24 protein-coding genes are annotated in these 22,172 nt (G+C 62.4%); 11 read left to right on the forward strand and 13 right to left on the reverse strand.

Annotated features, from left to right (window positions below; genetic code table 11):
* Nucleotides 1-52: 52 nt before the first annotated feature.
* From ispG to ndk, 5 genes are all read right to left on the reverse strand, one after another.
* Complete coding sequence (gene ispG, locus BR71_RS17355) at nt 53-1,336, reverse strand: flavodoxin-dependent (E)-4-hydroxy-3-methylbut-2-enyl-diphosphate synthase (RefSeq protein ID WP_043640484.1); 1,284 nt, start codon at nt 1,334-1,336, stop codon at nt 53-55.
* 13 nt (nt 1,337-1,349) lie between these two features.
* Nucleotides 1,350-2,282, reverse strand: a complete 933-nt coding sequence (locus tag BR71_RS17360; RefSeq protein ID WP_043640492.1) for a RodZ domain-containing protein — start codon at nt 2,280-2,282, stop codon at nt 1,350-1,352.
* A 2-nt stretch (nt 2,283-2,284) separates the two neighbouring features.
* Nucleotides 2,285-3,028 (reverse strand): type IV pilus biogenesis/stability protein PilW, encoded by a 744-nt coding sequence (gene pilW / locus BR71_RS17365; protein WP_244269658.1) that lies wholly within the window; start codon nt 3,026-3,028, stop codon nt 2,285-2,287.
* Nucleotides 3,025-4,119 (reverse strand): dual-specificity RNA methyltransferase RlmN, encoded by a 1,095-nt coding sequence (gene rlmN / locus BR71_RS17370; RefSeq protein WP_019104100.1) that lies wholly within the window; start codon nt 4,117-4,119, stop codon nt 3,025-3,027. The genes pilW and rlmN overlap by 4 nt, the downstream gene beginning before the upstream one ends.
* A gap of 98 nt (nt 4,120-4,217) precedes the next feature.
* Nucleotides 4,218-4,643, reverse strand: coding sequence for a nucleoside-diphosphate kinase (ndk, locus tag BR71_RS17375; protein ID WP_043594449.1), 426 nt, complete (start codon nt 4,641-4,643; stop codon nt 4,218-4,220).
* Between the two features lie 136 nt (nt 4,644-4,779).
* Here ndk and BR71_RS23075 point away from each other — a divergent pair, with 136 nt between their 5' ends.
* Complete coding sequence (locus BR71_RS23075) at nt 4,780-5,586, forward strand: SPOR domain-containing protein (protein WP_052370756.1); 807 nt, start codon at nt 4,780-4,782, stop codon at nt 5,584-5,586.
* A 201-nt stretch (nt 5,587-5,787) separates the two neighbouring features.
* On the opposite strand, the gene tdh is transcribed toward BR71_RS23075, so the two are convergent.
* The 3 genes from tdh to BR71_RS17395 all read right to left on the reverse strand — a co-directional run bounded on the left by tdh (nt 5,788) and on the right by BR71_RS17395 (nt 8,983).
* Entirely contained in the window at nt 5,788-6,813 is a 1,026-nt protein-coding gene (tdh, locus tag BR71_RS17385; RefSeq protein ID WP_043640495.1) for an L-threonine 3-dehydrogenase, read from the reverse strand.
* A gap of 49 nt (nt 6,814-6,862) precedes the next feature.
* On the reverse strand, nt 6,863-8,062 hold the full coding sequence (locus BR71_RS17390) for a glycine C-acetyltransferase (protein ID WP_043640499.1): 1,200 nt from the start codon (nt 8,060-8,062) through the stop codon (nt 6,863-6,865).
* 198 nt (nt 8,063-8,260) lie between these two features.
* Nucleotides 8,261-8,983: a substrate-binding periplasmic protein gene (locus tag BR71_RS17395; RefSeq protein WP_081555630.1), complete on the reverse strand. Its 723-nt coding sequence runs from the start codon at nt 8,981-8,983 to the stop codon at nt 8,261-8,263.
* 114 nt (nt 8,984-9,097) lie between these two features.
* On the opposite strand from BR71_RS17395, the gene BR71_RS17400 reads away from it, so the two are divergent.
* The 4 genes from BR71_RS17400 to BR71_RS17415 all read left to right on the forward strand — a co-directional run bounded on the left by BR71_RS17400 (nt 9,098) and on the right by BR71_RS17415 (nt 13,098).
* Nucleotides 9,098-9,799, forward strand: a complete 702-nt coding sequence (locus BR71_RS17400) for a peptidoglycan DD-metalloendopeptidase family protein (RefSeq protein WP_043640504.1) — start codon at nt 9,098-9,100, stop codon at nt 9,797-9,799.
* A 133-nt stretch (nt 9,800-9,932) separates the two neighbouring features.
* Complete coding sequence (locus tag BR71_RS17405; protein WP_081862720.1) at nt 9,933-10,667, forward strand: substrate-binding periplasmic protein; 735 nt, start codon at nt 9,933-9,935, stop codon at nt 10,665-10,667.
* 67 nt (nt 10,668-10,734) lie between these two features.
* Entirely contained in the window at nt 10,735-11,943 is a 1,209-nt protein-coding gene (locus tag BR71_RS17410) for a DUF1615 domain-containing protein (protein ID WP_043640506.1), read from the forward strand.
* A 120-nt stretch (nt 11,944-12,063) separates the two neighbouring features.
* Entirely contained in the window at nt 12,064-13,098 is a 1,035-nt protein-coding gene (locus tag BR71_RS17415) for a DUF475 domain-containing protein (RefSeq protein ID WP_043640510.1), read from the forward strand.
* A 234-nt stretch (nt 13,099-13,332) separates the two neighbouring features.
* Here the strand turns inward: BR71_RS17415 and coq7 are convergent, their stop codons facing one another.
* Entirely contained in the window at nt 13,333-13,953 is a 621-nt protein-coding gene (gene coq7, locus BR71_RS17420; RefSeq protein ID WP_043640513.1) for a 2-polyprenyl-3-methyl-6-methoxy-1,4-benzoquinone monooxygenase, read from the reverse strand.
* A 131-nt stretch (nt 13,954-14,084) separates the two neighbouring features.
* On the opposite strand from coq7, the gene ppa reads away from it, so the two are divergent.
* Nucleotides 14,085-14,612 (forward strand): inorganic diphosphatase, encoded by a 528-nt coding sequence (gene ppa / locus BR71_RS17425; protein WP_019104111.1) that lies wholly within the window; start codon nt 14,085-14,087, stop codon nt 14,610-14,612.
* Between the two features lie 337 nt (nt 14,613-14,949).
* Nucleotides 14,950-15,678, forward strand: coding sequence for a hypothetical protein (locus BR71_RS17430; RefSeq protein ID WP_043640517.1), 729 nt, complete (start codon nt 14,950-14,952; stop codon nt 15,676-15,678).
* Nucleotides 15,679-15,724: 46 nt separating this feature from the next.
* On the opposite strand, the gene BR71_RS17435 is transcribed toward BR71_RS17430, so the two are convergent.
* Nucleotides 15,725-16,291 (reverse strand): phasin family protein, encoded by a 567-nt coding sequence (locus BR71_RS17435; RefSeq protein ID WP_019104113.1) that lies wholly within the window; start codon nt 16,289-16,291, stop codon nt 15,725-15,727.
* A gap of 382 nt (nt 16,292-16,673) precedes the next feature.
* On the opposite strand from BR71_RS17435, the gene minC reads away from it, so the two are divergent.
* The 4 genes from minC to BR71_RS17455 are packed head-to-tail and all read left to right on the forward strand — an operon-like array spanning nt 16,674 to nt 19,432.
* Nucleotides 16,674-17,390 carry a septum site-determining protein MinC gene (gene minC, locus BR71_RS17440; protein WP_043640519.1) on the forward strand — a complete coding sequence of 239 codons (717 nt, stop codon included), beginning with the start codon at nt 16,674-16,676 and terminating at the stop codon, nt 17,388-17,390.
* Between the two features lie 26 nt (nt 17,391-17,416).
* Nucleotides 17,417-18,229 (forward strand): septum site-determining protein MinD, encoded by an 813-nt coding sequence (gene minD, locus BR71_RS17445; protein WP_019104115.1) that lies wholly within the window; start codon nt 17,417-17,419, stop codon nt 18,227-18,229.
* A gap of 3 nt (nt 18,230-18,232) precedes the next feature.
* Nucleotides 18,233-18,490 (forward strand): cell division topological specificity factor MinE, encoded by a 258-nt coding sequence (gene minE, locus BR71_RS17450; protein ID WP_019104116.1) that lies wholly within the window; start codon nt 18,233-18,235, stop codon nt 18,488-18,490.
* A 3-nt stretch (nt 18,491-18,493) separates the two neighbouring features.
* The gene (locus BR71_RS17455; protein WP_019104117.1) at nt 18,494-19,432 is read left to right on the forward strand and encodes a LysR substrate-binding domain-containing protein; all 939 of its coding nucleotides are present in this window, start codon (nt 18,494-18,496) and stop codon (nt 19,430-19,432) included.
* A 68-nt stretch (nt 19,433-19,500) separates the two neighbouring features.
* Here BR71_RS17455 and BR71_RS17460 read toward each other — a convergent pair whose 3' ends face one another.
* From BR71_RS17460 to BR71_RS17470, 3 genes are read right to left on the reverse strand one after another with little or no spacing between them, the layout of a single operon-like run.
* The gene (locus tag BR71_RS17460; protein ID WP_043640522.1) at nt 19,501-20,265 is read right to left on the reverse strand and encodes a thioesterase II family protein; all 765 of its coding nucleotides are present in this window, start codon (nt 20,263-20,265) and stop codon (nt 19,501-19,503) included.
* Nucleotides 20,262-21,176, reverse strand: a complete 915-nt coding sequence (locus BR71_RS17465) for an alpha/beta hydrolase (RefSeq protein ID WP_043640524.1) — start codon at nt 21,174-21,176, stop codon at nt 20,262-20,264. The genes BR71_RS17460 and BR71_RS17465 overlap by 4 nt, the downstream gene beginning before the upstream one ends.
* Before the next feature lie 55 nt (nt 21,177-21,231).
* A complete protein-coding gene (locus BR71_RS17470; RefSeq protein ID WP_081862721.1) occupies nt 21,232-22,137 on the reverse strand; it encodes an NAD(P)/FAD-dependent oxidoreductase in 906 nt (301 codons plus the stop codon).
* Between the last annotated feature and the right edge of the window lie 35 nt (nt 22,138-22,172).

A 22,172-nucleotide genomic window follows, 5' to 3' on the forward strand; every position in this document is an offset into this window, starting at 1 on the left:
TGTTTTCTTGTATATCGCTTGAATCAATGCCCGGTCATTGCGCCAAACGCGCTCAAACGCCTACCGGACGAATCGGAATGGTGCGGCTGCCGCCCTCGCGGCGCTTAGCGCCGCCTTCGCCATAACGGCTTTGCACGTAGCGATCAACCAAGGCGGTGAACTCGGCGGCGATGTTGTCGCCCTTGAGGGTAACATCCTTTTGACCGTCGACGTAAACCGGCGCCACCGGCACCTCGCCGGTGCCGGGCAGCGAGATGCCGATATCGGCCAACTTGCTCTCTCCCGGGCCGTTGACAACGCAGCCCATCACCGCCACCTTCATGTCCTCTACGCCCGGGTACTGCAAACGCCATACCGGCATCTGGGTGCGCAGATAATTCTGGATCTGGTCCGCCAGCTCCTGGAAAAAGGTACTGGTGGTGCGGCCGCAACCCGGACAAGCGGTCACCAACGGGGTGAAGCTGCGCAGACCCATGGTTTGCAGCAACTCTTGCGCCACCACCACTTCCTTGGTGCGCGCCTCGCCCGGCTGCGGCGTCAGCGAGATGCGAATAGTGTCGCCGATGCCTTGCTGCAGCAAGATCGCCAGCGCCGCGCTGGATGCGACGATGCCCTTGGAACCCATGCCGGCCTCGGTCAGCCCCAGGTGCAAGGGGAAGTTGCAGCGGCTGCCCAGATCGCGGTACACGGTGATCAGATCCTGAACATTGCTGACCTTGCAGGACAGCAGGATTTGCTCGGCCGGCAACCCCAGTTCCATCGCTTTGTCGGCGGACTCCAGCGCGGAAACGATCAACGCTTCGCGCATCAGTTGCTCCAGGGGCAGCGGCTGGGCGACGCGGTTGTTGGCGTCCATCATTCTGGCCAGCAAAGCCTGATCCAGGCTGCCCCAGTTGACGCCGATGCGCACGGGCTTGCCGTACTCGATGGCGGTGCGGATCATGAAGGCGAACTTGTCATCGCCCTTGGCGCCCTTGCCCACATTGCCCGGATTGATCCGGTACTTGGCCAAGGCCTGCGCGCAGTCGGGATATTCCCTAAGCAGGCGATCGCCATTGAAATGAAAATCGCCAACCAAGGGGACGGCACAGCCGGCGTCGTCCAGGCGCTGGCGGATTTCCGCCACCTTGGCCGCCGCCTCCGGGGAGTTGACGGTGATGCGCACCAGCTCGGATCCGGCTTCCGCCAGTTCCAGCACTTGCCGCACCGTGGCCGCGGCGTCGGCGGTATCGGTATTGGTCATGGACTGCACCACCACCGGAGCATCCGACCCTACAATGACATGCCCCACCCGAGCCTGCAGGGTGGGGCGTCGCGCGATGTTCACGCTATCCATTCGCTACCTTGAATTACTTGAGTTCCAGCTTTGCCGTGGTGCCGCGGATCTTGTCCGAGAGGTCCACCGCTTGGCCATTGAAATTCACTGCCACTTGCGAGGCGTTGCCGATCACCAGCTTGAACGGCGGCGTGCCGACCGCTTCCTGGGTACTGCCCGGCTGCAAGGTCTGGAATACCAGCTTCTTGCCCGTGGCGTCCACCACGGACACCCAGGCTTCAGCCTCCTTGACCGTCAACACCAGCTTGCCGCTGGCGGCCGCCGCCGCGGCGGCGCTGGCCTGCGGCTTGGCAAGCGGCGGCGCCGACGGAAGCGGCGCGCTGGCCACGCTGGCCGCCTTGACCGGCTGCGGCGCGGAAGCCGGAGAAGGCGCGACGATGGCTGCCGGCGCCGAAGCCGGCGTCTCCACGGAGAATGCGGCGGGAGCGGAGGCTTCGTCCATCGGCGCTGAAGACAGCTCAGTCGCGATGGCGGAAGAAGCGTCTGCAGCCGGCCGGCTGTCGCCGCCGTGGTTGCTGGCCAGCCATGCGACGCCGCCGCCCAGGGCCGCCACCACCAGCAGGCCTACAATCCACTTGCCGGAAGAGCCGCCCTCCTCCAACGCCGCTGGCTCGCCGACATGCCCCGGAGCCTCATGCGCGCCGTCGCGCACCAGATTGGCGACGTCGTTGACGGCGGAAGGAAACTGCCTGTCCAGCGCATGCATCAACGGTTCGGGATCAATCTGCAAAAACCGGGCGTAATTACGCACAAAGCCGCGCACGAAGGTCGCGCCCGGCAAGATCGTGAAATCGTCGCGCTCTATCGCTTCCAACTGCCGCATCGACAGTTTCAGCCTATCCGCGACTTCCCCCAAACCCATGCCGGCCGCTTCGCGAGCGGCCTTCAGCCGGGCGCCGACGCTGGATTCCGTCGGTTGTCCCTGTTGTTCGAATTGTTGCTCCATCCTCAGCTTCCACTCAACAGCAGTTGTGTTTCTTTGGAATCCGGATAACGGTTCTTGAGCGCGGCGGAACATTCGCTTTCCAACGTCCTGTTGCCGCTCTTGCGCCCAATCTGCACGCCAAGCCACAGGTCGTCGGCTTGCAGCGCCGCGCTCTTGCCTATCCGTTCGAAATAGAAAGCAGCCAATTTGGCATTACCCAGCCCAAGATGCAACTGTGCTAATTCCCGCAGCGCGGGCGCGAAATTGGGCGCGGCGCGCAGCGCCGCCAGCAAGTAATCGTTGGCCTGCTCTTGATTGCCGGCCTTGGCGCTGCAATGCCCCAGGTTCAAATAAGCCGTCTGAGGCGAATCATACAGCGGGTTGGCCAGCGCTTTCTGAAAATAGGACAAAGAATCCTGCAGCCGGTTTCGATCGCACAAAAACAAACCGTAATTATTGTTGGCCTCGGGGTTGCTTGGATCCAGTTGCAGGGCCTTGCGGTAATTGGCTTCGGCGGGCCCGTCCTCGCGCAACTGGGTCAAAACATAAGCTCGGGACACATAGGCCGGGACATAGGCCGGGTCCGCGGCGACGGCCTGATCCGCCGTTTCGAGCGCCACTTTGTAATTGCCGATCTTGGCGTATTCAATCGCCAGCTGGCTGCGTATCGTCGCCAACTCGCGCGACACCTCGGCATCGGCGGCAAATGCGGTTGAACTCACAGCCATCCATAAACAGGCCATCAACCCCATTTGCCGTATCGTCATTGCTTATTGTCCTCTACGAGCTGCATCCATTTGGCTTGACGGCGGGTTTTGTCCATCACTTGGCCTGCCAGCTGGCCACAGGCGGCGTCGATGTCGTCGCCGCGCGTTTTCCGCACCGTCACCACGTAACCGCGTTCCTGCAGAATTTCACGGAACGCGCGAATCGCATTGTTGCTGGAACGCTCATAACCCGAGTTCGGGAACGGATTGAACGGTATCAGATTGAACTTGCACGGCACGTCCCGCACCAGTTCCAGCAGTTGGCGAGCATGTTCCGGTCTATCGTTGACACCGTCAAGCATCACGTACTCGAAAGTGATGAAGTCGCGCGGCGCCTTTTCCAGATAGCGCTGACAGGCCGCCATCAACTGCGCCAACGGGTATTTCTTGTTTATAGGCACAATCACGTCGCGAATGGCGTCGTTGGGCGCGTGCAGCGACACCGCCAGCGCCACGGGGCACTCTTCGCGCAACCGGTCCATCTGCGGCACCAGGCCGGAAGTGGACAAGGTCACTCGCCTGCGGGACAGGCCGTAGCCATGATCGTCCAGCATGATCTGCATCGCGCTGACCACATTATCGAAATTGGCCAGCGGCTCGCCCATGCCCATCATCACCACATTGGACACGACTCGCTCGTTCTTGGGCGTCACGCCCATCGCCTTATTGGCCCACCACAGCTGGCCGATGATCTCGGCGGTGGACAGATTGCGATTGAAGCCCTGGCGGCCGGTGGAGCAAAAAGTGCACTCCAGCGCGCAGCCCACTTGGGATGACACGCACAAGGTGCCGCGTTCATCCTCGGGGATGAAGACGGTTTCGACGCCGTTGCCGGTACCGACGTCGAGCAGCCACTTGCGGGTGCCATCACTGGACGCCTGCCCGGTCATCAGCGAGGGAACCTTTACTTCGGCGCGTTCATGCAGCTTGGCGCGCAAGCTTTTGGCCAGGTCTGTCATCGCGTCGAAGTCGGCTTCCGCCATCTGGTGCATCCAGCGCATCACTTGCTTGGCGCGAAACGGCTTCTCGCCCATTTCGGCGAAATGCCGGGTCAGCTGGTCCAGATTGAAGTCGAGCAGGTTGGTTTTCATGCATTCCTCGGGATAAAGCAAAGGCGGTGTGGACGACCGCCTTTTCGACGGAGCCCGTCCATGACGACAGGCTCCGCAAACAACGGAGTACTATGAGATTAGCGGGCGCTGATCTCGGATGCAGCAAAGAAATAAGCCACTTCGATCGCGGCGTTTTCCACGCTGTCGGAACCATGAACGGCGTTGGCGTCGATGGAGTCGGCGAAATCGGCGCGGATGGTGCCGGCTTCAGCCTTCTTCGGATCGGTCGCGCCCATCAGTTCGCGGTTTTTCAGCACGGCGTTTTCGCCTTGCAGCGCCTGGATCATCACCGGGCCGGACACCATGAAATCAACCAGATCCTTGAAGAACGGACGGTCTTTGTGCACGGCGTAGAAGCCTTCGGCTTCGGCGCGGGACAGTTGCTTCATCTTGGCGGCCACGATTTTCAGGCCGGCGGATTCGAAACGATCGTAGATTTTGCCGATGACGTTTTTACCAACGGCGTCCGGCTTAACGATGGACAAGGTGCGTTCAATTGCCATATAAATTCTCCCAAACATCAAGACAAGTGGCTAAACTTGAGTATTATGCAGCCACTCGGGTTACCCAATTTTGACGAACCCGATATTTTAGCAGTGTTTTCAACCATGTGCTGCACATTTCTCAGTCTCACGGACCATGCGCGAACAAAATCAACAAGACCCCGATAAGACCGGCGGCGAGGCCGACCTCAACAGCAAGCTGAAAAAGCGGTTGATGATCGCCGGCGGCCTGGTCGCCGTGGCGCTGGCCGCCATTCCGCTGACCGACAGCCTCAATAAACCCAAGGTGGAAATGACCGCCAGCAGTCAGAGCCCCAGCTCCGGCAAAATCATCAAGCCCGCCTCCGCCCCGGCGGAAGCGGCGCCGGCGCCCGCTCCAGCCAGCGCGCCGGCAGCGGAAAGCAGCGCGCCCGCGACGGAAGCCGCCGGCGCGCCGCAAGCGCCCAGCGCCGCCAGCCCGGCCAGCCCGGCCAGCCCCGATCTAGACAAGACCCCTGCCGTGGTCAACAGCCGCCCGCCCGTCCACGCTGCGGCCCCAGCGCCGGCCCATGAGCGCGCGGCGGCGAAAGCGCCTCCCGCCCCTAGCCCGGCAGCGGCTCCGCCGCAGACGGCAGCCGCCAAAGCCTCGCCGGCCGAACCCGTCAAAGCCCCCCCGCCCGCCGCCGCCATCGCGACGGACAAGCCTGTTGCTCCAGCCAGGGAGGCCGCTGTCAAAGCCAAGCCGGCAGGCAGCTCTATCGGCTATCAAGTCCAGCTGGGCCTGTTCTCCAGCATCGGCAACGCCGAAAAACTGGTGAAGGAGCTGAAACAGCACGGCATCCCAGCCCATACCGTGACCCGCGTGCAGGTCGGCCCGTTCAAGAGCCGCGCCGAAGCAGACGAAACCATGGAGAAGTTGCGCGGCCTGGGTTATGCGCCGCTGCTGGCTCCCTCCGGACAATAAGAACCTGTTTACGATCTGCCGCGCATCGTGCGCCGCACGGGAGCACAACTCCGGAATGCTCATTGACAATGTATAGGCTCCGCTTTACTCAGCGGTTGTCGCTTTGTCTCGCATTCTCTCGCGAGAGCGAGAACGCATTGGACATATAAAAAACCCTCTTCGCCAGCGAAGAGGGTTTTTTCGTCAGGCCATTCCCTGCCATCAGCTCCAGTCCAGAATCACCTTGCCGCTCTGGCCCGACAACATGGCTTCAAAACCTTGCTGGAATTCCGCCACGGGGAAATGATGAGTGATGATGGGGGTGATGTCCAAGCCTGACTGGATCAGCGCCACCATCTTGTACCAGGTCTCGAACATCTCCCGGCCGTAGATGCCCTTGATTTCCAGGCCCTTGAAAATGACATGGTTCCAATCGATGGCGGTATCGGCCGGCGGGATACCCAGCAGCGCCACTTTGCCGCCATGATTCATGGTATCCAGCATCTGGCGGAAGGCCTGTGGATTGCCCGACATTTCCAGGCCGACATCAAAGCCCTCGGTCATATGCAGCTCGGCCATCACCTGCTTGAGGTCCTGCTTGGCCACGTTCACCGCGCGGGTGGCGCCCATCTTGCGCGCCAGCTCCAAACGGTATTCGTTCACGTCGGTGATCACCACATGACGAGCGCCGACATGGCGCGCGATAGCCACCGCCATGATGCCGATCGGACCCGCGCCGGTGATCAGCACATCCTCGCCCACCAGGTTGAAGCTGAGCGCGGTGTGCACCGCATTGCCGAAGGGATCGAAGATGGACGCCAAGTCATCGGAGATGTCGTCCGGAATCGGGAAGGCGTTGAAGGCCGGGATCACCAGATACTCGGCGAACGCGCCCTCGCGGTTGACGCCCACGCCGAAGGTGTTGCGGCATAGGTGACGGCGGCCGGCTCGACAGTTGCGACAGTGGCCACAGGTGATATGCCCTTCGCCCGATACACGCTGGCCGACGCTGAAGCCCTGCACTTCCGAGCCGATCGCTTCCACCACGCCGACGTATTCGTGGCCAACGTGCATGGGCACCGGGATGGTCTTCTGAGCCCAGTCGTCCCAGTTCCAGATATGAATATCGGTACCGCAGATCGCGGTCTTGCGAATCCGGATCAATAGATCGTTATGGCCGATTTCCGGCTTGGCCACATCGGTCATCCACAGGCCGCGCTCAGCCTTCAGTTTGGATAATGCTTTCATTGCTGTTCCTATCCGCCGCGGCGCCCTCATGGGCGCGCGGCGCTACGCCTCAGATCACGCCGAGTTCGCGGCCCACTTTGATGAAAGCCGCCACCGCCAGGCGAACCTGTTCTTCGCTGTGGCGCGCCGACATCTGAGTACGAATGCGCGCCTTGCCCTTGGGCACCACCGGGAAGGAGAAGCCGATCACGTACACGCCCTCCTCCAGCAGCTTGGCCGCCATCTCGCCCGCCAGCTTGGCATCGCCCAGCATCACAGGAACGATGGGGTGCTGACCCGGCACCAGGGTGAAGCCGGCCGCGCTCATTTCCTGACGAAACAGTTCGGCGTTGCGGCGCACTTTGGCGCGCAGTTCCGCGCCCTCTCCGCCCTTGAGGATGTTCAGCACTTCCAGGCTGGCGGCGGCGATGGCCGGAGCCAGAGTGTTGGAGAACAGGTACGGGCGCGAGCGCTGACGCAGCAGATCGATGATGGCTTTGCGGCCGGACACATAGCCGCCGGACGCGCCGCCCAGGGCTTTGCCCAAGGTGCCGGTGTAGATGTCGACGCGATCGGCAACCCCGCACAATTCCGGCGTGCCCGCGCCGCTATCGCCGATGAAGCCTACGGCGTGGGAATCATCCACCATCACCAGCGCGCCATGACGTTCCGCCACTTCGCACAGAGTTTTCAGATCGGCGATGATGCCATCCATGGAGAACACGCCGTCGGTAACGATCAGCTTGAACCGCGCGCCGGCCTGTTCCGCGGCTATCAACTGCGCCTCCAGATCGGCCATATCGTTGTTCTTGTAACGGAAACGCTTGGCCTTGGACAAGCGCACGCCGTCTATGATGGAGGCGTGATTCAGCTCGTCGGAAATCACCGCGTCCTCTTCGCCCAGCAAGGTTTCGAACACGCCGCCGTTGGCGTCGAAGCAGCTGGAATACAAAATAGTGTCATCAGTGCCCAAAAAGCCGGAAATCGCCTGCTCCAAATCCTTGTGCACTTGCTGGGTGCCGCAGATGAAGCGAACCGAGGCGCAGCCGTAGCCGAAGTCGTCCATGCCCTTCTTCGCCGCCTCGATCAAACGCGGGTCGTCGGCCAGGCCCAGGTAATTGTTGGCGCAAAAATTCAGCACATTGCTGCCGTTGCTCAAGGCGATGTCGGCGCGCTGCGGCGTGGCGATCACGCGCTCGGGCTTTTCAAAACCATCGGCGCGAATCTGCGCCAGCGTGGCTTCAAGATGGGCTAAGTAGGTTCGGTTCATGACTGTCCTTGTCCAGGGATGACAAAAGAATCACCATTGCGCCGCCAGATGCGTGGCGACCCAAAAACTGGCACCATTCTAGCCCAGTCATTTCGCAGCCATCAGTGACAGTTCAACTTGTTTTTCCAAGATACTGTACCCTTGAAAAATTAATACGAGTAGACACTGTCACCATAAAATACTGCGTGCCGACAATCGTTACTTCATATATTTGGCGACAATTTTCTCCAGCTTTCCGCTTTCGCGCAGTTGTTGAAACGCTCTGCTCAACTTCAACGCGGTCGCATCCGACATTTTCGGGCTGCAGGCCATATAGATGCTGGTGGTTTGGACCTGCAAGGCCTCACGGATATTATCGGTTGGCGTACCCACTTGTTTGATGGTGTAGTTGGCCACCACGTCATGCACCGCCCACACATCCGCCACGCCGGCAGCCAGTTCGCGCTCGGCTTCCTCTGGAGTGGGCCTGACGGAATAGGCGATATTGTTCTTTTTCAAATAATCCGCCATCGACGACCCCAGCAACACCACAACACGCTTGCCCTTGGCGTCGTCCAGCGAATTCAAGACGACCGGGTGATGGCTGTTGATGAACAAGGATTGATTGCTTTCCATCACCAAGCCCACCCAGCGGTACATCTTCTCTCTCTCAAAGGAACGCGTAAAAGGCACCAAGCAACTGTCCGCGTCTTGCTGCACCTGCATTTGAGCCCGCTTCCAGGGGATCTCCGGCATGCGCACGCCCATGCCGGCCAATTGCACCGCCTGAGCCACCGCCTCCGCGGCGATGCCGCTCAATTTTCCGCCCTCCCCCTTCAACACCAGCGGCGGGTACTCCACGCTGTAGATGGAAAGCGTCGACGGTTCCGCCGCCAGCGCCGCCAGGCTCCACAAGCCAATCATCATCCACCCCAGTTTCATCCCGTTGCCTCCGCCCAATGCCTATCACAGTCCTTAACATGATTTTTAGTCCAGCCGCCGGCGTTTGCGCATAGAAACCGCGCAGCCGCCGGCGGCGATGCTAGAATCTGCGCCATGTCCTTGTCCGCCCGTCTTATTTCCGTTTCCCTGCCCCTGCTGCTTGCCGCCTGCGCCAGCACCTCGCAACCCGCCGCGGTGGAGTCCGCCGGCTTTTACCGCGTCAAGCCGGGAGACACCTTGTTCCGCATTGCCCAGAACCACCGGGTCAGCGTGGCGAACCTGGTGCGCTGGAACGGACTGAAAGACCCCGGCAGCATCAACGCCGGTCAGTTGCTGCGCGTCTCCCCGCCCGCCGGCGCCGCTCAAGCCCCCGCCAAGCGCCCACAGCCCAGCCGGCCCGCAACCAAGCCTTCCGCTTCGGAACCCAGCAAGCCCGCGGCTCGCCCGGTGGCCAACATCAAGCTGGTCTGGCCGGCCAAAGGTCCCATCATTGCTAAATTCAACGGCCAGGGCAGCAAGGGCATAGACATCGCCGGCGAAGCTGGCTCCCCCGTCCGCGCGGCGGCCAACGGCAAGGTTACCTACGCCGGCAAGGGCATCCGCAGCTACGGCAATCTGTTGATCATCCAGCATGACAACGCCCACCTCACCGTCTATGCTCACAATCAGTCATTGCTGGTCAAAGAGGGGCAGGCGGTCAAAGCCGGCGACGCCATCGCCACCATGGGCAGCTCCGGCACCACTCGGGTCAAGCTCCACTTTGAACTGCGCGTCCGCTCCTCGGCGGTCGACCCCATGCCTTATCTGACGGACTAAGCCGCACGGCCGCTTGTCAGCGCCGGCGACGAACGCGCAAAATACATTTCATGCATCATGCGCAACTCTATCGCCCGGACAGCATGGTTTCCGCTGCGCGGGCCAGAAGCGAGGAAGTTGAAAAGGCAAGCCAATGGGGAGATTACTGTTACTAGGCAGCTTGCTGCTGGCCCTCGGCGCCAACGCTCACGCACACAAGCTCGTCAAGGTGGCGTTTGGCGAATCGCTGGAGCCTTATGTGATGGAGAGCGGCCAAAACGGGCTGGAGCTTGAGATCGTGCGCGCAGCCCTGCAAGAACGCGGCTACCGGATTGAGCCGGTCTTCTTTTCCCAGCCCCGCCTGCCGATGGCGTTGAAGAACAAGGATATCGACGCGGTGGCCACCGTCGGCGAACAGGCCGGATTGCAAGCCGAGTATTCCGACATCTACATCAGTTACGAGGATGTGGCCATCACCCTCAGCAGCCGTCGGATCCAATTGCACCAAACCAAGGAACTGGGCGCTTACCGGGTGCTGGCTTTTTCCCTGGCCAAGCAATATCTGGGCGAAGCTTTCAAGGACATGGCCAAAAACAACCCCAACTACGCCGAAACCGCCAACCAGGTGGATCAAAACCGGCTGCTGTTCCGCGGCTCCGTGGACGTGGTGGTGGCCGATCGCAACATCTTCGCTTGGATGAACCACAAGCTCGCCACCCAATTCAAGGAAAAAACCGCGCCGGTGGACATCCACCGGTTGTTCCCGCCCACCGTTTACCGGATGGCTTTCCGCAGCGCCCCTTTGAGGGACGAATTCAACCAGGGCCTGCGCGCGATTCAAAAAAGCGGGGTCTACAAACAAATCGTGAATCGTTACCAGAACCTCTGAGCGCGATTGCCGATGACAGCAAGATAGCCTAACCTTCACGGTTTGATTCCGCATCCTCCCGCGCACCGTGAAACCGTCCCGCTTGCTGTTTGCCCTATTGCCCGCGCTGCTGAGCGCCTGCGCCAACGTCAGCCCCCCCGCGCCTGTCGCCGCGCCCGTTGTCGCCCCCGTCCCCGCCGAACCGGAAACCCAGCCGCCGGCGGTCGAAACGCCGCCCTCGCCCCCTCCCGTGACCGCGCCGCCGCTCAGGCCCGCCTACAACGACCCTCAAGCCGGCCGCCTGCTGCTCAACCGTCTGCTGCCGGCAAAAATCCGCGACCGCCAGGGCTGGAGCAACGACATGCTCGCAGCCTTCACTCACCTGAAGATTCCCTATACCGCGGAGAATTTCTGCGCGCTGGCGGCGGTGATCGAGCAAGAGTCCAGTTGGCAAGCCGACCCCACCGTGCCCAATCTGCCCGCCATCGTCTGGGACAAAATCGCCGAGCGGGCTCACGGCTACCTGATCCCGCTGCCGGTGGTCAAAGCCGGGTTGATGAAGACGTCGCCCAACGGAAAAAGCTATAAGGCGCGCATCGACAGCCTGCGCACTGAACGGGAAATGAACGATCTGTTCGAAGACATGGCCCGTGAAGCCGGCAAGCTGGGGCTGCCGATGAGCATGAAGAACCCGATACGCACCGGCGGACCGATGCAAGTCAGCGTCGAATTCGCCGAAGGGCATGTCAAAGTCTGGCCCTACCCCTACCCGCGCAGCGGCAGCATCCGCCAGGAAGTGTTCACCCGCCGCGGCGGCGTCTACTTCGGCGCGGCCATCCTGCTGCAATATCCTGCGCCATACAGCCAGATGCTGTACCGCTTCGCCGACTTCAACGCCGGCCGCTACAGCAGCCGCAACGCGGCTTTTCAAGCCGTCATGGAAAAACTCAGCGGCAAGGATTTGACGCTGGACGGCGACCTGCTCAGCTACAAGGACGGCAAGGCCTACGCCAGCGCCACCCAAAGCGCGGTCCTTAGCCAGGGCGGTAAATTGGGCATGGGCCAGGGCGAGATTCTGCGCGACCTGAAACTGGAGAAAAGCGCGGCGTTCGGCCAAAGCGAGCTCTACCGCAAAACCTACGCTCTGGCGGACCAGCGCTTCGGCAAACCCGCGGCGCGCGAGCTGCTGCCGCAAATCGACCTGAAAAGCCCCAAGATCACCCGCAAGCTGACCACAGAATGGTTCGCCAAGCGCGTCGACGGCCGCTATCAGAGTTGCCTGGCCCGCGCGCGTTGATCCAGCGGGCGGCGCTTCGCCAAAGCGCCGCGCTTATAATTCCACGTCATTCACCGCTCGCACTTCCGATGCGAGCGGCGGGCGGGCTAGGGCCCTCCGCACAATAAGGCAAATCCATTCATGCGCACCACGCTCTCCTACTTTACCGGTTCGCTGCTGTTCAGCGCCGTCGTGCTGGCCGCCGCCGGCTGGTACGGCTTCCAACTGGGCGGCCCCGCCATGGCCGGCTCTTTTCTGGTCACCGCCCTGGCGCTGGCGATTCTGGAAACCAGCGTGTCCTTCGACAACGCGGTCGTCAACGCCAGCGTGCTGCAGGCGATGAGCTCGCTGTGGCGCAAGCTTTTCATGACGGTGGGCGTCGCCGTCGCGGTGTTCGGCATGCGCATACTATTCCCGCTGCTCATCGTCGCCGTCGCCGGCGACACGCCCTTGCTTGAGGCCTTCTCCATCGCCACCCGCGAACCGCAGCGCTACCAGCGGATCATGCATGACTCGCACCTGATGATCATGGGCTTCGGGGCCACCTTCCTGCTGATGGTGGTGGTGGAATACTTCGTCAAAAAGGAAAAGGACGAACACTGGCTGCCGGCCATTGAGCCGCTGCTGGCCCGATTGGGCTCGGTTGAAAACGCCCAGTCGCTGATCGCCATCCTGCTGATTGCGCTGGTGGCCGCCGCCATTCCCGCCGGGCAAAAGATGGAGTTTCTCAGCAGTTGCTTCTGGGGTTACGTGGTATTCATGACGCTGCACGTGTTCAAGCAGCTGTTCGGCGGCATGGACATTCAAACCGCCGCCGCCAAGAACGGCCTGATCGGTTTCGTCTATTTGGAAACGCTGGACGCCAGCTTCTCCATGGACGGCGTGATCGCCGCCTTCGCCATCACCAACAATTTCTGGCTGATCGCCGCCGGGCTCGGCATCGGCGCAATGTTCGTCCGCTCGATGACCATCCTGCTGGTGGAGCGCAACATCATCGGCCAATTCAAATACCTGGAAACGTCCGCGTTCTGGGCCATCGGCGCCCTGGTGGCCATCATGTTCGCCGCAGCGCTCCACATCGAACTCGGAGAAGTGCTCACAGGCCTGATCAGCGTCGCCATCATCGGCTTGGGCATTGTCACCAGCTTGCCGGGGCGCAAACGCCATCGCGACTAAACCTGTTTTAGGAGCCGTTTCGCTTAGAACCTGTTTACGATCTGCTGCGCGTCGGCGATGCGGCGTTAAAAACAAGCTCAAAATGCTCATGCACCACGCGTACATTTCGCTTTTTCAGCCGCTTTCGCCTTGTCTCGCTCTTGCTCGCTAGATCGTAATCAGGTTCCAAGAGGCCCGCGCCGAAATGCGAACAGGCCTGAAGTCCAGGCCTGTTCTTTTTTAAAGACCGCTCTGTCAAAGCCGGTAGCTGGCGCCCGTCATCACCTTGGCGGACAACTTCATCACGCCCTTCACCGGGGCCGGCAATTGCGCGGCGCCCAGGCCATGGGCCATGTCCGCATGCTTCAACTCGTCGTCACGCATCTGCTGGACAATCGCGCGGCTCTTGACATCCGCCGCCGGCAAACGGCTCAGATGGCTGTCCAGATGCGCGCCCACCTGCTGCTCGGTTTCCTCCAGAAAACCCAGGTTCCATTTGTCGCCCAGCACCCCGGCGGCCACGCCTATCGCCAGCGAGCCGGTATACCACAGCGGATTGAACACGCTGGGCCGGCCGCCCAATTCGCGGATGCGCCTCTCGGTCCAGGCCAGATGCTCCACCTCTTCCTGCGCCGCCTGGCGCAAGGCCTCGCGCGCCTGAGGCGTGCGCGCCGTCAGCGCCTGCCCCTGGTACAAAGCCTGAGCGCACACCTCGCCGCAATGGTTCACCCGCATCAGCCCCAGCGCGTGTTTCTTTTCCTCCGCCGCCAGCTCCGCCTCGTCCAGCGCCGCGTCCGGATGCGGCCTCAGGCTTTGCGCGGAAGCGAACAGGGTGCGCAGCCCCTTGTCGAACTCGACGATCCATTTGTCCAGCATCAATCCATTCTTTCTCGCGCTAACACAATCGCCGGCGATTATACCCGCCTGATACGCAGCGCGGCAGCTACTGCTATAATTGCGCGGTTTATCGAAACATTGTGTTCAACACGTTCAACAAGGATTCCCTGATGGATCTCGCTAGCATCGGCCCGGGCAAAGACATGCCGGGCGACTTCAACGTCGTCATCGAAATCTCCGCCAACGCCGCCCCGATCAAGTACGAATTCGACAAAGACTGGAACGCGCTGGTGGTTGACCGCTTCATGGGCACGTCCATGATGTATCCGGCCAACTACGGTTTCGTGCCGCAAACCCTGGCCGGCGACGGCGACCCGGTTGACGTGCTGGTGGTAACGCCGTTCCCGCTGCCGCCGGGCGTGGTGGTGCGCTGTCGCGCGCTGGGCCTGATCAAGATGGAAGACGAATCCGGCGTTGACGCCAAGCTGGTGGCCGTACCGGTGGAAAAACTGTGCCCGATGTACAAGTCCATCCAGAAGCTGGAAGACCTGCCGGAACTGCTGCGCAACCAGATGGTTCACTTCTTCGAGCACTACAAAGACCTGGAAAAAGGCAAGTGGGTCAAGGTGCAAGGCTGGGGCACGCTGGACGACGCCAAGGCCGAACTGGTCGACGGCATCGCCCGCTTCGAAAAATAAGCGCGCGACGCTTGCCCTGAAAGACAACCGGCGCGGGTCGCCGGTTTTTTCATGCCCGTTCTTCCCATCCGCGCACATTCGCCTACGCTGATATTGCAACGCAATATGCCATTATTATTTGCTACAATCGCTCAAGCTTGGACGCCTTTTCCGCATCCGGTTAGTAAAGCAAGTGATTGTTACTAAATACCATAAATAATTCTTTTACCCATCGCCGCATTGCAGGTATCGTTCAATGAGGAGCGCCGGGGCGCGCTCAGGACGGCGATGCCGCAGTCGCTCGCCCAACACCCCGCCGCCCGCCGTCATCGCGTCGGGCAGCCCAACCGGAACCATAGTGACCTATATCGCCCAAGGCTCAGCACCGCAACTCCACTGGCTCCAGCAACGCCTGGCCAGCCGAGGAGTGTCCGCGACCGCGGACGCAAGCGGACTGCCGTCTTGGCTGCCTTCCGACTGGCAAGGGTTTTACCTGTCCTCCGGCTGCTGGATCAATATCGACCCCCTGCATCAAGCTCCCTTGCCATCCCGGCTGCGGCTCTGTTTCGAACAAGGCATCTCCTTGCTGGAGCTGGATGGCGCCTGGCAGCCCCTGGGCGCCGACTTCGGCTTCATGCTTTTGCTGGGGGCCGAACCCGCTCCGCCGCCCGCCGCCCTGACCTTGCTGGACGCGCTGGCTCCGCTGCCGGCCGCCTGGCTGCGTTGTGGCCCGGCGGGCAGCGCGCGCTATACCCGTCAAGTCTGGGAGGCCTTGCTGTTCATGCTGAGACGACATGCACCGCCCAGCCCGGTGACTCAGCCCGTGCCGGACTGGGAAGCCTCGCTGCGAGAACAGTGGCAGCTATGGGAACAGCTGGTGCGCCTGTCTCAGCGCTATCTGACGGAACAAAACCTGACCGCGGACAGCGCGACGGCGCGTCAGGACTTCGCCGAGCCTCCTCGGCAGCAAAACCACTACGCCGCCAGCCTTGCCTCGCTGATTCTCCAGGCAAACGGCTGCCGACACGCCTGGGAGCGGCTGTGGAGCGACTTTGCGACCCAGTCGCCTCTGGCTCCCGAAAACTAAAAAAGCCCGCACGAATGCGGGCTTTTTTTAACGACAAGGGCCGGAATCAGGCGGCGCTGGTCGCCTTCTTGCCGCGGGCAACAGCGGCGCTGGCGGCCTTGGCGGAGTTGGTGGCGGCTTCAACGCTGGCTTCGGCGATTTCCGCGCTGACTTTCTTGGCGGTCTTGGACACGCTTTCAAAAGCGGCGTTGGAAGTGTTCACCAGGCTTTTCAGAGCCGTCACCGCGGCATCGGAACCCGCCGGCGCGTTCTTGGACAAACGATCCAGATTGCTCAGCAGGGTTTGGTTGCCTTCGGCGATCTGCTCTTCGACAAAAGCGGCCAGTTCATTCTGAGTGGCCAGCGCGGCGTCGTACACATTGCGCGCCACGGAGAAAGCCTGGTCGATGGACGGCTGTGCCAGGCTGCTCTGCACTTCCGCGAAAGCCTTGGGATCCTTGGCTTCGCTCAGCGCCTTGATTGCCTGGGCGTTGTCTGCCAGCAGCTTGCGCGACAGATCCAGTTGCAGCGCGGCCAAACGCTCAGCGCCGGCCAGCACGATGGAGGAGAAACGCACGGCCTTGTCGAACTGCGACTGGCCGAGAGCGGAGAATTCTTGAGTAGTGGTAAACATGACGACTCCTAAAAAATATCCAAAATTGACAGCTCAGCAACGACAGCGAACTTAACCTGCGCTCTTGATGTTGCATCGCAACAATTGCCATTGTGGCGACTCGTCTTTCTCGAGTCAAGAAAATGTTGCAACGCACAAGCCGCTAAACCACTATTTTTCATGGATTTTTACAACACAAACATTCCAGGGACATGACAGCAAGGCCCTTCCCTCCCGCTTCTAGCAATGTTTCCCGCAATTGCAACACTTGCCCGCGCCCAAGCCCGTTACGCTAGCCGATTTCCACCTTTTGGCCCCAAGCCGAGCAACGCCATTGAAAGCCCGTCAGCAACCCAGTACACTCGCCCCATAGAATAAATCTATCTACATAAAGCCAAGTACAATGAGCCCTGCGGCCAACGCATTCGACATAAAATCCGCCAGCCTGGATCTGCTGGCGCTCTTGCTGCGCACCGACGACCTGGATGAGCTGAGCCAGGCGCTGGATGCGCGCTTCGGCACCGGCCACGACGCGCCGGTAGAAGCCTTCGTCCTCGACGTGGAAGCCTTGCCCGCCCCGGCCGAACTGGATTACGGCCGCCTGCTGCCCATGCTGAGCCGCCGCGGCATCCGCGCGGTGGCCCTGCGCCACCCCAGCACCGCGCTGGCCGGCGTCGCCAGCCAGTTCGGCCTCGGCTACACCAGCAGCGCCACGCCGCCGCGCTCGGCGCAGAACGCGCCGGAGCCTGCCGACAAACCCGCCGCGCCGGAACCCGCCCAGGCGACCGGCGCCATGATCGTGGACCGTCCCGTGCGCGCCGGTCAGCAGATTTACGCCAAGGGCTGCGACCTGATCGTGCTGGCCATGGTCAGCGCCGGCGCTGAAGTCATCGCCGACGGCAACATCCATATCTACGCGCCCTTGCGCGGTCGCGCTCTCGCCGGCGCCCGCGGCAACGCCGGCGCCCGCATTTTCGCCCGCAGCATGGAAGCCGAACTGGTGTCCATCGCCGGGGTCTATCGAACTATCGAACAAGCCTTGCCCGACAGCATTCTGGGCAAGCCGACTCAAATCTATCTCGAGAACGAGCGCCTGGTCATGTCCGCGCTCGGCGAGTAACAAGCCATTATTCAAAGGGATCGACTGTGGCAAAAATCATCGTTGTGACGTCCGGCAAGGGTGGCGTCGGTAAAACCACTACCAGTGCCAGCTTCTCCTCCGGCCTGGCGTTGCGCGGTCACAAAACCGTCGTCATCGACTTCGACGTCGGCCTGCGCAACCTGGACCTGATCATGGGTTGCGAACGCCGCGTGGTCTATGACCTGATCAATGTCGTCAACGGCGAAGCCAGCCTGAACCAGGCGCTGATCAAGGACAAGAACTGCGACAACCTTTACATCATCCCCGCCTCGCAAACCCGCGACAAAGACGCGCTGACGCTGGACGGCGTGGAGAAGGTATTGAAGGACCTGGCCGAAGCCGGCTTCGAATACATCGTCTGCGACTCTCCGGCCGGCATCGAAAAAGGCGCGCTGATGGCGCTGTACTTCGCCGACGAAGCGCTGATCGTCACCAATCCGGAAGTCTCCTCTGTGCGCGACTCCGACCGCATCCTGGGCATTCTGTCCTCCAAGTCCAAGCGCGCGGAAGAAAGCCGCGAGCCGGTCAAGGAACACCTGCTCATCACCCGCTACTCCGCCGGCCGCGTCGACAAGGGCGAAATGCTGTCTGTGGACGATGTGAAGGAGATTCTGCGCGTGCCGCTGCTGGGCGTGATTCCGGAGTCGCAGACCGTTCTGCAAGCCTCCAACTCCGGCACCCCGGCCATCCACCTGAAAGGCTCGGACGTTGCCGACGCCTATTCCGACGTGGTGGCCCGTTTCCTGGGCGAAGAGCGCCCGATGCGTTTCCTCGATGCCCCCAAGGTGGGCATTCTGAAACGCCTCTTTGGAGGTTAAGTCATGTCCCTGATCGAAATGATCTTTGGCAAGCGCCAGAAAACCGCGGCCATTGCCAGAGAACGGCTGCAAATCATCCTGGCCCACGAACGCAACGGCCGCAGCGCGCCCGACTATCTGCCGGCGCTGCAGCGCGAGCTGATGGAAGTGATCTCCAAATACGTCGCGGTCAATCTGGACGACATCAAAGTACAGGTGGAGCGTCAGGACGATTTTGAAGTGCTGGAAGTCAATATCGTGCTGCCGGAGCACCAGCGCTGAGCCATGACGCTGACCGAACTTCGCTATATCGTCGCGGTGGCGCGGGAGCGCCACTTCGGCCGCGCCGCGCAAAGCTGCTTCGTCAGCCAGCCGACGTTGTCCATCGCCATCAAGAAGCTGGAGGACGAACTGGGCGTCACGCTGTTTGAGCGCGGCGGCCAGGAAGTCAGCGTCACCGAGATCGGCGAGCGCATCATCGAGCAATCGCAGCGCGTGCTGGAAGAAGCCGAAACCGTCAAACGCCTGGCCGGCGAGCATCAGAACGAGCTGGTGGGCCCGCTGAAGCTGGGGGTGATTTTCACCATCAGCCCCTATCTGCTTCCGCGCCTGATCCCGGCCTTGCGCATCCTGGCGCCTGACATGCCCTTGATCCTGGAGGAGAACTACACCTCACGGCTCTCGGAAATGCTCAAGCGGGGCGAGGTGGACGCCATCATCGTCGCCGATCCCTTCGACGAAGCCGGCACCGTGGCGAGCCCGTTGTACGACGAGCCCTTCGTCGTGGCCACGCCCAAGGGCCACCCCTGGGAAAAGCTGGGCGCCATCGCCGCCAATCAACTGGCAGACGAGAGCGTCTTGCTGCTGACCCAGGGCAATTGCTTCCGCGACCAGGTGCTGCAAGCCTGCAGCGACCTCGCCAGCCGGCAAAGCCATGGCGGCACGCTGGCGGCCAATCTGCAAGGCAGCTCGCTCAACACCATCCGCCACATGGTGGCCAGCGGCATGGGCGTCACGGTGATGCCGTCGACCTCGATAGGCCCGACCGATGAGTCGCTGCTGTCGGTGGTGCCGTTCAAGACGCCGGCGCCGCAGCGCCGCGTGCTGTTGGTGACTCGCAAGCAGTTCTTCCGCAAGAAGGCGATCGACACCCTGCAACAGGCGGTGTTCCGCTCCGGGCTGGAAGGCGTTTCCATGCTGGAAGGCGCAACGCCAACGCCCTGAGCCGGTGCCCAAACCGCCCCAACCGCTGCGCCCCGTGCCTCAGCGGTTTTTTTCCGCCCAGCCACTGGTCACAAAAATCGGCCAAGCTCCTCGTTCAGTATCGCGAACAAACTGTCCGGCCTCCCATTCAGAAAGAAGTGATCGCCGGGAAGGATCTCGCTGCGGAAGCCGCCGGTGGTGTAGCCTCGCCATGAAGCCGCCGCCTCCGCGCCCCGGACCTCTTCGCTGCCGCCAAGGGCAAGGATGCGGCAGCTCAGCGGAGGACGCGGCTCGGGATGGTAGGTCTCTATCGCCTCGAAATCGGCATGCAGCACCGGCAGAATGATCTGAACCAGCTCCGGGTGCTCCAGCACTTCCGCCGGCGTGCCGTTCATCCTCATCACCTCGTCCAGAAACTGCTCGTCCGGCAAAGCGTGGATCGGCCGATCCCTCGCGGGCAAGTGCGGCGCTGCGCGACCGGAAACGATCAAACACGACGGCGACGGCAGGCCTCGCGCCAGCGCCCGTTGAGCCACTTCAAACGCCAGGCTCGCGCCCATGCTGTGCCCGAACAAGGCGTAAGGCCGGTCCAGAAACGGCGCAATCGCGTCCGTCGCCTCGTCGGCCAGCTGATCCAGCCGGTAGCGCAGCGCATCGTGAAACCGCCGCCCCCGCCCCGGCGGATGCATCGGACGGACATCCACCTCGGCCGGAAGCCGCTCCTCCCAGCCCCGGAACACCGCCGCGCCGCCGCCCGCATACGGAAAGCAAAACAGGCGCAGCGCCGCATGCCGGCCCGCCGGCGCGGCGTCCACCCACGCGCCGCCCGGCGCCGGCTTCCATTCGCGGTTCATGGCGCCACCTTGCGAACGAAACCGCCGGCCTCTTTGATCGCCGCCCTCGCCTCCGGCAGCATGGGCGCCAAGGTGGCCCATGCGTGCGGCAGCCGCCGCCACACCTTGAAGTCCACCGCGACGCCGGCCGCGCTCGCCTTGCGAGCCACGCGCGCGGCGTCGTCCAGCAGCACCTCGGTGTCGCTGGCCTGGATGAACAAATCGGGCAGGCCAGCGTAATCGCCGTAGAGCGGCGAGGCGATGGGATGATCGGCCGCGGCGTCGCCAAGGTAGTAACGCGAGAAATTCCTCACCGCAACCGCGCTCAGCATCACGTCGGACGCATCGTTCGCTTCCAGTGACGCTCCGGTCGCCGCCAAATCCGTCCACGGCGAGAACAGCACCGCCCCGGCCGGCAAGGGCGCGCCCGCGTCGCGCAGCGACAGCAGCAAGGCGAGCGCCAGCCCGCCCCCCGACGAATCGCCGGCGATCACGATCCGGTCCGCCGCCACGCCCTCGTCCAGCAGCGCCTGATACGCCGCCAGCGCGTCGTCGACGGCGGCGGGGAACGGATGTTCCGGCGCAAGCCGGTAATCCAGCGAAAACGCCCGTGCGTCCGCTTCCCGCGCCAGCGCGGCGGCCACGCCCCGGTGCGTGACCGGGGAGCAGAAGCAATAGCCGCCGCCGTGCAGATACAGAATGACCCGCCCGGTCGCCTCGCGCCGCTCGGCGGCCTCCGGCTCTATCCACTCGCCTCGCAACGCCTGCGCGTCCAGCTTGCGCACCCGCCATCCGCGCGGCGGCTTTGCTTCGCCGCGAGCCCATTTCGCGCTGCGCTCGCGCATTTCCTGAGCGGTCAGGCCGGGTTTGCGGGTCAGAGATTTGGCCGTTCTGCGCAACAGCCACGAAAAACATAGGTTTTGCCAACTCATTGATCTATTTCCGGTAGCTAGAAAGAGAAACGCGCCGCCACGCCCCGCGCGCGCCTCACCCGAACACCAACTTGCGATGCGCGGCGATGCCCGCCAGCGCGCCGTTGCCGATGGCCAGCGCCACGGTGCCGCCCCGATGCGTGATGTCGCCGCAAGCGAACACGCCCGGCGTGGAAGTCTCCATTGCGTCGTCGGTCCGCACATACGGCCCCAGCGGCCCCTCCTCTATCGCGCAGCCCAGTTGTTCCGCGACGGGGCTGGACAGGCGCATGCGGTTCATCGTGAACAGCCCGTCGAACGCGATCCGGCGCCCATCGGCAAGTTCGACGGTGGCGCGGTCGACAATGCGCGCGATCCGGTCGCGCACGATCTCAACGCCCCGCCGCGCCAGCGCCTCGCGCTGCTCCTCGTCCGGCTCGAAGCTAGCGTCGGTCAGAAAAACGGTCTGCCCCCACTCCGGCATCAACATCGCCGACAAATAGGACAAGGGCCCGCCGCCGAGCACGCCGATGCGGCCCCCATCCAGTTCGTAGCCATGGCAGTAGGGGCAGTGGAACACGCTTTTCCCCCAGCGTTCCTCCAGGCCCTCCAGTTCCGGCAGCTCGTCCACCACGCCGAAGGCGAGCACCAGCTGGCGCGCTCTGTAGTGTTGCCCGGATGCGCAGATGAGCGTATAGCCGGCGTCGCTCCGCTCCGCCCGGACCACGCTGTCCTCCCGCCATTGCGCGTTAGGGTAAGCAAGTAGTTGCGCCTTGCCGTCCGCGGCGATCGCGTCCGGCGAACGTCCGTCCTGGCCGATCACGCCGTGAGATTGAGAGGCGAAGCGGTTGCGGCGCGCGCCGGCATCAATCACCAGCACGCGGCGGCGCGCGCGCGCGATCTGCAGCGCGGCGGATTGTCCGGCGTGACTGCCGCCGATCACGACGACGTCGAACAACATTGGGGAGGTTTCGGAATTCATGGGTCGAGTGTCCTTGATTGGAAATGAATGGGATG

The organism is Chromobacterium haemolyticum DSM 19808 (assembly GCF_000711885.1).
GTDB lineage: Bacteria > Pseudomonadota > Gammaproteobacteria > Burkholderiales > Chromobacteriaceae > Chromobacterium > Chromobacterium haemolyticum.